At 32.2% G+C, this 12,070-nt stretch carries 9 protein-coding genes and 1 tRNA gene; 2 read left to right on the plus strand and 8 right to left on the minus strand.

Features of this window, described 5'->3' with window-relative positions; genetic code table 11:
- Positions 1-49 precede the first annotated feature (49 nt).
- Both C4Q29_RS03315 and C4Q29_RS03320 read right to left on the minus strand, forming a co-directional pair.
- The gene (locus C4Q29_RS03315; RefSeq protein WP_103981411.1) at positions 50-2,080 is read right to left on the minus strand and encodes an ABC transporter ATP-binding protein; all 2,031 of its coding nucleotides are present in this window, start codon (positions 2,078-2,080) and stop codon (positions 50-52) included.
- The gene (locus C4Q29_RS03320) at positions 2,064-3,824 is read right to left on the minus strand and encodes an ABC transporter ATP-binding protein (RefSeq protein WP_103981412.1); all 1,761 of its coding nucleotides are present in this window, start codon (positions 3,822-3,824) and stop codon (positions 2,064-2,066) included. Before C4Q29_RS03320 ends, C4Q29_RS03315 begins: the two co-directional genes overlap by 17 nt.
- Positions 3,825-3,920: 96 nt before the next feature.
- Here C4Q29_RS03320 and C4Q29_RS03325 point away from each other — a divergent pair.
- A tRNA-Cys gene (locus C4Q29_RS03325) sits at positions 3,921-3,994 on the plus strand.
- 151 nt (positions 3,995-4,145) lie between these two features.
- Here the strand turns inward: C4Q29_RS03325 and rlmB are convergent.
- The 5 genes from rlmB to cdaA form a co-directional block, all read right to left on the minus strand.
- Positions 4,146-4,883: a 23S rRNA (guanosine(2251)-2'-O)-methyltransferase RlmB gene (gene rlmB, locus C4Q29_RS03330; protein ID WP_103981413.1), complete on the minus strand. Its 738-nt coding sequence runs from the start codon at positions 4,881-4,883 to the stop codon at positions 4,146-4,148.
- Positions 4,884-4,886: 3 nt separating this feature from the next.
- Positions 4,887-6,281: a cysteine--tRNA ligase gene (gene cysS, locus C4Q29_RS03335; RefSeq protein ID WP_103981414.1), complete on the minus strand. Its 1,395-nt coding sequence runs from the start codon at positions 6,279-6,281 to the stop codon at positions 4,887-4,889.
- A gap of 1 nt (position 6,282) precedes the next feature.
- Complete coding sequence (gltX, locus tag C4Q29_RS03340) at positions 6,283-7,761, minus strand: glutamate--tRNA ligase (RefSeq protein WP_103981415.1); 1,479 nt, start codon at positions 7,759-7,761, stop codon at positions 6,283-6,285.
- Positions 7,762-7,772: 11 nt separating this feature from the next.
- On the minus strand, positions 7,773-8,897 hold the full coding sequence (locus C4Q29_RS03345; protein WP_159459200.1) for a CdaR family protein: 1,125 nt from the start codon (positions 8,895-8,897) through the stop codon (positions 7,773-7,775).
- 61 nt (positions 8,898-8,958) lie between these two features.
- Positions 8,959-9,792, minus strand: coding sequence for a diadenylate cyclase CdaA (gene cdaA / locus C4Q29_RS03350; RefSeq protein ID WP_234994029.1), 834 nt, complete (start codon positions 9,790-9,792; stop codon positions 8,959-8,961).
- 94 nt (positions 9,793-9,886) lie between these two features.
- Between cdaA and C4Q29_RS03355 the strand changes: the two genes are divergently transcribed.
- Positions 9,887-11,065: a CapA family protein gene (locus C4Q29_RS03355; protein ID WP_103981417.1), complete on the plus strand. Its 1,179-nt coding sequence runs from the start codon at positions 9,887-9,889 to the stop codon at positions 11,063-11,065.
- A 55-nt stretch (positions 11,066-11,120) separates the two neighbouring features.
- Here the strand turns inward: C4Q29_RS03355 and C4Q29_RS03360 are convergent, their stop codons facing one another.
- A complete protein-coding gene (locus C4Q29_RS03360) occupies positions 11,121-12,026 on the minus strand; it encodes a C39 family peptidase (protein ID WP_103981418.1) in 906 nt (301 codons plus the stop codon).
- Positions 12,027-12,070 lie beyond the last annotated feature (44 nt).

Below are 12,070 nucleotides of genomic sequence, written 5' to 3' on the forward strand. Positions count from 1 at the left end.
TAAGTAGGATTATATAGCAAGTTTTTTATAACTACTTCTCTATAGCTACTTAATTTAATGAAAATTGAGAATTGTACAAGTCGGCATAAAAACCTTTTTGAGCTAATAGTTCCTTATGAGTTCCCTGCTCAATTATATTTCCATCCTTCATAACTAGGATGAGGTCTGCATTTACTATGGTAGATAGTCTATGAGCTATAATAAATGATGTCTTACCATACATTAATTTGTCCATAGCTTCTTGGATTACCTCTTCTGTCCTTGTATCAACATTTGATGTAGCCTCGTCAAGTATCAAGAATGGTGCATCTTTTAGCATACCTCTAGCAATAGTTAAAAGCTGTCTTTGTCCTGCTGATACTGAATCGTTGGATTTGATTATTGTATCTAAGCCTTCTGGAAGAGTTTTTACAAAGTGTGTTAAACCTATAAAATCAAGTAGAGTCATTAACTCATCATCACTTACATCTTTCATATTGTAAACTATATTTTCCCTAACACTTCCGTGGAATAGCCAGGTATCTTGTAAAATCATAGTAAATAGGTCGTGAATATTTTCTCTGCTTATAGTATGAATTGAATTTCCATCAATTAATATATCACCTTGGGAAATTTCGTAAAACTTCATAAGAAGGTTTACCATGGTTGACTTACCAGCTCCGGTAGGTCCAACTATTGCAATCTTTTGCCCTGGTAAGGCCTTAGCTGAGAATCCCTTTATAGTAGGTTGGTCATTTGAAGGATATTGGAATACTACATCTTTGAATTCTATCTCCCCTTCTACATCATGAGGATCCAGGTAATTAGTTAGGTGAGATTCATCTGATAATTCAACTTCATCCATAAATTCAAATACCCTATCTGAAGCTGCAGCTGAAGCTTGTAAGGCACTTAGGGCTTGAGCAATTCTAGATAATGGATTTGTAAATAGTCTTACATAAGTCATAAAGGCTACTATAACACCAAAACTAATATATCCCTTAGATACAAATATAGCACCTGCTATAGAAACAGCTAGGTAGCCAAAATTACCTATAAAGTTCATCAATGGTTGCAACATGTTTGATAAGAACTTGGATTTTACAGAAGAAGAAAATAGATTATTATTTAATTCATCAAACTTTTCTTCTGTTTCTTCCTTGGCATTGTAAATTTTAACAACTTCTATTCCTGAAATAATTTCTTCAGTATGACCGTTTATTTCTCCTAATACTTTTTGTCTTGTTCTAAAATATTTTTGAGACTTTCCAATGATTATTCCTGTAAATAGGAAACCAAATAAGGAAGACAATATTGCGATAAGGGCTAACATCCAATTAGTTGAAAACATCATAACTACTGAACCCATTAGAAGAGCAGTTGAACTTACTATAGTCCCCAGCGAATCTCCCAAGTTGAAGGATACTTGGTCAACGTCGTTTATCATACGTGATAAAATATCACCGATTTGATTGGTATCAAAATAATTTAATGGTAATTTATTTATCTTATCTGATACATCAGATCTAAGCTGTTTGGCATAGTCATTTGTGACTTCTGCCATTATCAATCCGTGTATATAGGAAAAGGCAAATGATCCTATATAAATAACTATAAGCAGCTTCACTATTGACCATACAGCATCCATATCTAAACTGGGTTCAACAATATTTATAATTGATTGTGGAAACTTTTTGTAAGAATCAAGCAACATAGCTTGTTGGTCTTCACTTAATTCATCCCTTTCAACAAGACTTATATTATTTTCTTTTAATTCACTTAAAATATTCATATAAGATTTTTGATCGTCAAGGCTTATTACTTTACCATCGTATTGGAGATCTTGCGGATTTTCACTTTGTAAATTTAGACCAATTTCTTGGCTTAGTTTACCCATTTCTTCAAAGTCTACAGTTAAGGATTTGGATATTTCATCTGCAAGATCTGATAATTTAGATGGAGCAACTGAAGATAAAATAGCTGCTATTACTGTAAATAGAAAAGCTAGGTATAAGCTCTTTCTAAAAGCTTTCATCTCTCGTAAATTTCTTCCTAGTGATTTTATAAAACTAGTCTTTGGAGTCTTATTTGATTGATTCATATATTTCCTCCTCTGATAGTTGTGATAATGCTATTTCCCTATATAGGTCATTGGATTCCCATAGTTCCTTGTGGCTACCTTGGCCAACCATTTTACCATTTTCTAAGAGTATTATCTTGTCTGCACTCATTACAGACCCTACTCTTGATGAAACCAATAAACTTATAGCATTTTTTGTAAAGTCAGATAATTCTTTCCTTAAAGTTGCCTCTGTTTTGAAGTCCAAGGCTGAGAATGTATCGTCAAATATATAAATTGATGGTTTTCTAGCAATAGCTCTGGCTATAGACAATCTTTGCTTTTGTCCACCAGATAAGTTGGTACCACCCCTTGCTACCATGTAATCATACTGGTCATCAAGTTTTTCTACAAAGTCTTTACCTTGGGCCACTTCTATAGCCTCTTTAATATCATCTATTTCAATATTTTTAGCAGACCTACCAAATCTTGTATTGTCCGCCACTGACATGCTAAACATAACAGCTTCTTGTGGTACATAACCAATTTTGTTATTTAAGCTTTCCATTGTCATGTCATTGATATTTACACCATCAATTAAAATTTCACCTTGAGTCGCTTCATACATCCTAGGTATAAGGTTAACCACTGTTGACTTACCAGATCCTGTTTGACCTATAAAGGCTACAGTTTCACCTTTTTTGGCAGTAAAACAAATATTATTCAAAATGTTTTCTTGGGCATCTGGATATTTAAATGATACATTTCTAAATTCTAATACTTGTGAATCTGATGGAACATCGATATTACCATCCTTAATAGTTATTTCAGCATCAAAAACTTCATTTATACGTTTTGAAGAAATTTGCGATCTAGAGTACATAACAACTAAGAAACCAAGCATTAAGAATGATATGATAACTTGCATAGCATATGATGAGAAAACTATCATATTACCAAAGGTTTCTATCTTTACTGGAAGGGATGAAGATGTAATCATACCAGCACCAATTACATAAATAGCTAGGGTTAATAGGTGCATGTTGAAAAATATCATAGGCATGATAATTGCATAGATCTTTTGCGTTTGCTTAGATACTTGTGTAAGTTTTTCGTTACCTTTAGAAATTTTCTCTTCTTGATATTCTTCAGCATTGAAGGCTCTTACAACCCTTATACCTGTTAAGTTTTCTCTTGAAACCATATTTAATTCATCTATTGATTCTTGAATAATGGTGAATTTTGGTACAACTTTTTTAATCAAAATAATCATTATAACAATCATAACTGCTATTGATACAGCCATAGCCATAGTCCATTCAAAGCCTTTTCCTATAATTTTACTTATAGCCCAAATAGCCATAACTGGTGATTTTATAATAATCATGGTACCAAAACCAACAAACATTTCTACTTGACTCACGTCATTTGTAGTTCTAGTAATTAAACTTGAAGGGGTAAATTCATCTATGTCCCCTTGTGATAAATTTAGTATTTTTTTAAATAAATCCGATCTTATATTGTAGGCTATTATAGAAGAATAATTTGCTATAAAATATCCTGTTATAACTGCCAGTACCAGTGATGCTAGAGCTGCTAGCAACATATATCCACCATTTATAAGTATATTATTAATATTGGTTCCTGGTGTTTGTACCAAGGCAGTAACTTCTGCCATATAATCAGGAATCAATAGGTCAAAATATGTTTGTCCCGCAATTAAAGCAATTATAAGACAAAGATATAGGAAACCTTTTTTCCCCATTCTTTTTAATAATGTTAACATTTTTCCTCCTATCATAATCTAACATTCTAATTATACACTAACAGTCTAAGCTTGAAAAAATATTCTTATCTGTTATAATAATTAAGTAATTGTTTTGGCGGCGTAGCCAAGTGGTAAGGCATCGGTCTGCAACACCGCGATCACCGGTTCAAATCCGGTCGTCGCCTCCAAACAATATTTAAAGACGTGTATTTTACACGTCTTTTTATTTTGCCCGGGCTTAATTTGGACTCATTTTTTTTTATTTTTATATCTAATACATATACCTCTCTACCATAAAAAGAAACTCAAAATTTTGAGTTTCTTTTCTAATAGTACTTATTAAAACTTGTGTTTCTTTTGTAGTAGGGCTCCATATATCAAGACAGCTGCTGATATAGAAGCATTTAAGGATTCTGTCTGGCCTATCATAGGTATTTTAATAAGCTCATCGCATTTTTCTTTAGTTTTTTTAGATATGCCTCTGCCTTCATTTCCTATAACTAGGCAGGTCTTACCTGAATAATCTATCTGGTCATAGGACTTGTCAGTGTGTCCATCTGCCCCATATACCCAATAACCAGCTTCTTTTAATTTTTCAATAGTTTGATTAATATTGGTAACTCTCGCAACTTTCATAAAGCTTGTTGCTCCTGCTGAAGTCTTGTGGACTGTAGCATTTACCTCTGCCGACCTATGTTTAGGTATGATTACCGCATCTAAACCACCAGCTTCAGCAGTCCTGATGATGGCTCCTAAATTGTGAGGATCAGTAATTTCATCCAAAATTATAAGCATAGAATCATCTTTTTGACTAGCTAGTTCTAAAATCTCTTCTAAATCAGCGTATTGGTAGTCTTCTATTTCAAGAACTATACCTTGGTGGTTACCAAAATCTGTTAGCTTATCCAAGTCTTTCTTGTCTAGGTTTTCTACATTTATATTTTTTTTCTTTGCCAAGGATAGGATGTCTTTAAACTTATCTTTCTTATGATTGTTTTGTAAAATAATCTTTTTTCCAGCGTCTTGGCTTTTTAAATACTCATATACGGAATTTTTTCCATAAATTATTTCAGACATATTCTACTCCCTGGACCATACTACTCCGCTAGGAGTATCTTTTAATTTAATACCTTTTTCTTGTAAAAAATCTCTAATTTCATCAGCCCTGACAAAGTCCTTATTTTGTCTTGCCAGCGTTCTTTCTTCAATTAGGTCTTCTATTTCCTTATCTAATATTTCAGTTTTAAATCTTATACCTAAAACATTTAATAAGTCATCATATTTTTCTTTGGCATATTCTAAGTCAACTTTTTGAGAACTTTCATCAAAGTTGCTATTTATATATTTATTTAATTCAAATAAGGATGCTATAGCATTGGCTGTATTGAAGTCATCGTCCATTGATTTTTCAAAGTCAGCCACAATCTTGTCTACACCTTCTTTAATATTTTCTGATAAGATATCATTCTTATCATCTACAAGGTCCATAAGTCTATCTATGTTTTGTCTTGTATTTTGCAACCTTTTGTAGGCATTAGTGATAGCATCTAAGGATTCTCTTGAGAAATCTAAAGGTGTCCTATAGTGGCTTGATATCAACCAAAGCCTTATAATTTCAAGGTCATATTCTTTTTCGATATCATGCAAGGTAAAGAAATTACCAAGTGACTTAGACATTTTTTCCTTGTCTACTGTTATCATACTATTGTGCATCCAGTAGTTTGCAAAGGCATGACCATGCAAGCTTTCTGATTGGGCTATTTCATTTTCATGGTGAGGAAATTGTAAGTCTTCTCCTCCGCCATGGATATCTATATTTTCACCTAAAAGTTCCTTGGCCATGGTTGAACATTCAATATGCCAACCTGGTCTTCCCTTACCCCATGGGCTATCCCATGCTGGTTCTTTTGGGTCTTTTTGTTTTTTCCATAAGGCAAAATCCATAGGATTTCTTTTTTCCTCAGAAACATCCACTCTAGAACCATGATTTAGGTCTTCAAGGTGTTTTTTAGATAGCTTACCATAATCTTTAGCCTTATCAATATTGAAATAAACTGTACTTTCAGTATCATAAGCAGCATCCATCTTTTCTAGACCACTTATAAAGTCCACCATGTTTTCAATATAATCGGTAGCATGTGGAAATGTCATCTTGTCTGTTTCTACATTTAGATCTCTAGCATTTTTTAGAAATTCACCTATATATTTTTCTGTGATTACTCTAAAATCTATATCTTCTTCGAAGGCCCTATCAATTATTTTGTCGTCTATATCTGTAAGATTCATAACAAATTCAACTTGATAGCTTTTGTAATCTAGGTATCTTCTAACTGTGTCAAAAAACACCAAGGGTCTGGCATTTCCTATGTGGATATAGTTATAAACTGTAGGTCCACATACATACATTTTTACCTTGTTTTTTTCTATTGTTTTAAAATCTTCTTTTTTTCTAGTTAATGTATTATAAATTTTCATATTAAAAATTCTCTAAAACATAGTTTAGTCTATTTATCATTTCCTCATTTCCTAGGATCACGAATATATGAAGCATTTCTGGTCCATGTTCTGCACCTGTCAAAGCTGCTCTTACTGGCATAAATAAGGATTTACCTTTAACGCCAGTATCTTCTTTAACTCTCTTCATGATAGACTTAGCCAAGTCTTCATTCATTTCTTCGTCTTTTAATATTTCTACAACTCTATTAAGAACCTTTTTAGCATCTTCAGATTCAAATAATTCTTTTACTTCTGAATAGAAATCTCCATCTTTGTAATCAGCAAAAATAAAGTCTGTTTGTCCAGCTATGTCAGATAGCTTGTTAATACCTGTCTTAAAGGTAGCAGCAATTTCTAACAATTCATCTTGGTCAAAGGAATCATCGATATAACCCACTTCTTCAAGGTAAGGTTTAATTGCATCTGCTAGCTCTTGGTCTGATAAGTTTTTAATATATTGGCTACTTACCCAGTCTAATTTGTCAACATCAAAGACACCACCTGATTTTGATACCCTATCAAAGGAGAATTGGTCAATCAATTCATCATGTGAAAGTATTTCTTGGTTGGTTTCTGGTGACCATCCAACTAGGGCTATATAGTTGATTAGAGCATCTCTCAAGTAACCCTTGTGTTTGAAGTCTTCTACAGAAACGTCAGCATTTCTTTTTGATAGTTTTTTCTTATCTTGACCTAAAACAGTTGGTAAGTGGATGAAGGTTGGTGCTTCCCATCCAAAGGCTTCATATAGGTATACGTGTTTTGGTGTTGATGAAACCCATTCATCCCCTCTTATAACATGTGTGATTTCCATATCATGGTCATCTACAACTACAGCAAAATGATAGGTTGGGAATCCGTCTGATTTTATAAGTACTTGGTCATCCATATCATTTGTGTTTATAGAAATATGGCCCTTGATAGCATCGTTGAAATGAATATCTTTATTGGCAGGTAATTTTATTCTAATTACGTGTTTTTCACCATTAGCTACTCTTTCTTCAGCTTCTTCTCTTGATATACCACGGCATAGACCATCATATCTTGGCATCATGCCATCAGCTTTTTGTTGTTCTCTTAAATTATCAAGTCTTTCTTGAGTACAGAAGCAATAGTAAGCCTTGTCTTCATCTAAAAGTTTTTTGATGTATTTGTCATAAATACCTTGTTTTACTCTTTCTGATTGGATATATGGTCCATGAGGTCCTTTTTCAATAATTTGTCCGTCTTCTCCAACATAAACACCTTCATCATAATCAAGGCCTGCCCATTGTAATACTTCAATCATGTTTTCAATGGCACCCTCAACATATCTAGTCCTGTCGGTGTCTTCAATTCTCAAAATAAACTTCCCACCCTTGTTTCTAGCATATAAATAATTATATAAGGCTGTTCTTAAACCACCTATATGCACATATCCTGTTGGACTTGGCGCAAATCTTACTCTTACATCACTCATTTTATCCTCCATTATTTAATCACAATTTTTATATCAGAAACCTCTTTCAATAGGTTACCTTCAGCTACAATTCCATCTATTAAAACTACAGGCTTAATCACATGTTCACCTGAATTCAATTCGCTTATATCAATTCTTAATTCTATTTGTCCTTCCTCAATTTGCTCTAATTCGTCTGAAAAATCTTTTAATACTACATTTATAGCTTTCTCTTCAATTTCAAATTCTTTAGATGTAGGGTTTTCTATCTTCAGTTTTGATACTGGAATGTCAAATCTTTTATCTGCTTTTTCTTGCAATACTAAATCTATAGTATATTTAAAATCAGGGTTTACCAGCCTTACATTAGGTAGAAGGTCTAGTTTTACTGGAAGGGTCTGACTTGTAGTTAGGGATGAAATATTAATCTCATGCGTCTGTATCTTGGTTAATCCTTTAATTACATCGGCTGGACCTTGTACGAATACAGTATTTCTATTTAGATTTGCATCAGATAACCTATAGTCATTATCTACCTGTCCTATAATTTTAGGCTCTATTTCAACTTCCTTTTGCATCTCAACTTGAACACTTAAGTTAACAAATTCTTGTCCAAAGGTAAGTCCTGGCAGATCTTGTCCTTTAGAATCTACCGCCCTTATCTTTCTATTGACTGATATACTATTAGTTAAGCTATTTAGGTCAAGATCAACTAACAATTTGTCTACTTGATCAATTAAAGATCTTGAACCTTTAACAGAAACTTTTTCTGGATTAATCGAAGTGGATTGGATTACAATGCCCTCTTCAAGTTCACCTATACTATAAACTTCTACCTGCATTTCCTTATTTATAACCTTATCAATAGTTACAGTCATATCTTTTTCAAAATCTTCTAAAACAACGCCCTCTGGTAAGGAATATTTTAAGTTTACTGTGTGGATTCCCTCATCTAAAGACTGAAAATCTGCAGTTACCCTTACGTGTTGAGGTGTTACATTCACAATTCTTGATCTTTGTCCGCTAACAGTTATATCAACTGTTTTTTTAGTTTTTGGAGATACCATTAGGTCGTTGTCTGCTAAATACTCTGTATTTTCATAAATAATAGGTATGTTTGTGAGTCTTACATTTACCGTGGGATTAGTTGTGGACATAATATAAGACCATAAAAAGATAGCTATAGCTAAAGATAGGAGTTTTATCTTCCAATTTTTTTTAAGCACGTCCATCTTTCACCTCGCCATCCGCTTTTTTAAATATTGAATCATCTTGCTTTACAAATAAATTATTTAAACTTTGCTTTAGGGTTTCAATGTCTATATTTCTAGATAATTCTCCCTTATAAACTGTTGTAATAACACCTGTTTCTTCAGATACAACAATTATAAAAGCATCAGACTTTTCACTCATGCCTAACGCAGCCCTATGCCTGGTACCTAGCTCTTTAGAAATGTTGAAATTGTCTGATAAAGGTAAAATAGCTCCTGCTGCAACTATTTTTTCTTCTTTTATGATAACAGCACCATCATGAAGAGGTGAATTTGGAAAGAAGATATTTATCAATAGTTCACTAGAAATCTCTGAATTTAGATAAGTTCCTGTTTCTGATATATCTTTTAATGATGATTCATTTTCAAGAACTATCAAAGCACCTATTTTTTGTCTTGCCATTGAAGAAACGGCATTAGCAATCTCGTCTGTTTTCATCTCATAATCTTTATTTCTAATCTTAGCAAAGTTAAAGAAACTATTACCTCTACCAATTTTTTCAAAAGCCTTACGTAATTCTGGTTGAAATACAACGATTACAATCATCAAACCTACAGTAAAAATATTTGATATCAACCAATTTACAGTATAAAGGTTTAGTGCTTGCGCAATCCTTGAAAACACTAAAATAACAACCAAACCTTTTAACAATTGTTCAGCTCTGGTCTCTTTTACCGACATGATCAACTTATATATGATATAAGTCATCACTAGTATATCTATGATATCTGTAATTTTTAAGGCTAAGAAAGCCATTCTTATTTCATTTAAAAAATCCACAAACTACCACCTTTCAATATAATAGTTTATCATATTTTAGACTTATATAAAAAAAAATGATAATATCATTTTAAAGATTATAATAGGAGTAATTATGAAAGATAAATATATTAAAAGACTATCTATTATTTTATTTGTTTTAACTGCTATTTTAACAGGTTTAATAATATATGTTAAAAAAATAAATAAAGAAGATTCTATAGTTAAGCAAACAATAGAAGAAAGCAAGCAAGAAGAGACCAAAGAAAAAGTTTACCCTATTAAAGAAGTTAGAATAAAGGCTCTTGGAGATATTTTATACCACGGATCTCTAAACCAATATGGCAAATACAAAGGCAAAGATGGTTCCTACGATTTTACTGACCATTATGCTCTTATAAAAGACTTTCTTCAGGATGCCGACCTTACTATAGCTAATTTGGAAAGTCCTATAAATCCCAACAGGCCAGTATCGTCTTATCCAAACTTTAATCCTCCTGTTGATTTGTTGAAATATTTAAAAGATGCAGGTATTGACGTCTTAGCTACAGCAAACAATCATGCCTTAGATACAGGGATAGAAGGTGTTTATACTACCATGGAAGAGATAGATAAATCCGGAATCCAACATTTTGGAACTCAAAAAGATATTAAAGATAAATATCTAATTACAAAGGTAAATGATATAAGTATAGGTATTTTAGGATATACAGATAACTTAAATGGTTATGAAGCTTTACTTAATACGCCAGAAAAAAAGAATTTGATAAATAAGCTAGATCCTGAAACTATAAAAAAAGATATAGAACATTTAAGAAAAGAAAATGTAGATATAATACTTATTTATCCACATTGGGGTAATGAATATGTTCAAAAAAATTCAGAGGAATATATAAAACTTGCTAGAGATATGATTGACTGGGGTGCTGATGCAGTTTTGGGTAACCATCCCCATGTTGTCTTACAGGCCGAAACTCACAAAAGTCCTGATGGTAGAGAAGGATTTATAATACATGCCATGGGTAACTTCATATCAAACCAAACCCTTGAGACGCTTAACAATATAAGAACTGAACATGGTGCTATTGTAGAATTGAAATTCAGTAAAAACTTCAAAGATAATAAGGTTAGTTTAGAAGAACATAAGGTATATCCTACATGGATGAAGAGAACTGCCTTGAAAAACAATTTATATTTACATCAAGTTGTTTTAGCTGAAGATTACCAAGACCATGAAAGAGGTAAAAAAGCTTACCAAATGACTATGGATAAAATAAATGAAAAGTTAGATTAATTTCTAATTTTATAAAGCAAAAAATCAGACTATCAATAGTCTGATTTTTTATTTACTATTGTTTAGAAATTTCAAACATATTTACAGTCTGTGCTGAAACTCTTTCAAAATCCCATTTTTTATTTGTATTTATATATGAATTTGGATCTAATATTGTTATCTTGCCATCTTCATCATAATCTGTAACTAACATATAGTGACCACCAGTAGTGAAATCCCCTATTCCATTATGTTTTACATGAAGCATTACCAGTGATCCTCTGTCAATTGCTGCCTTCAACGATTCAAAGGTTGGACTTATATATATACCTTTTAAACCTATTTTATTTGTAAATTCAGTAAATAAGGTGTGATAAGATCCAAGATTATGCTTATAATGTCCACCTTCATTTGCTAATTGTCCCATAGCATAAGGATTCAATTTATCATCTCCAGTCAAGCCTACATAAGCCATTGATAAGGCTGTAGGTCCGCATCCAGAAAGAGCAAAATTACCATTTTCAATTTTCTTAAAAGCCCATCTTACATCCCATTGATTGAAATAAGGAATTTTATTTCTACCCCTGTCCTGTTTCTCCATATCTTTTATCTCTTTACTAATGTCAATCTTACTTGTATCATCTTTATATTTTTCATATTGTAAAATAGTAGTCTTTGATTCTGGATACTTGTCTATTTGTTTTTTTAGCTCTTCTGGAAGATTAGCAAAAAGTCTCTCTTCCTCTTCTTTTGTAAATTTAGCATTAGCAAAAGGATTTTTAAAGTTTACAATAGGTCCTTGTTCTTCCATGGTTTCTTGGTTAGCTTCTTCTATAGTCTCCTCTATTGCATTTGCTATATTTGAATTTTCTATTTCACTTTCTTTATTTTTTTCAGATTTATTGAACCAAACTGAAAAAATTAAAGCAAGACCAGTTGCTAAACTAATCAGTGAAAATAATATTTTCTTCATGATTTCCATAAATTAACTCCAATTTTTATATAATCTCAATTTGTTAATTATCT

Source organism: Helcococcus massiliensis (assembly GCF_900258485.1).
Lineage (GTDB): Bacteria > Bacillota > Clostridia > Tissierellales > Peptoniphilaceae > Helcococcus > Helcococcus massiliensis.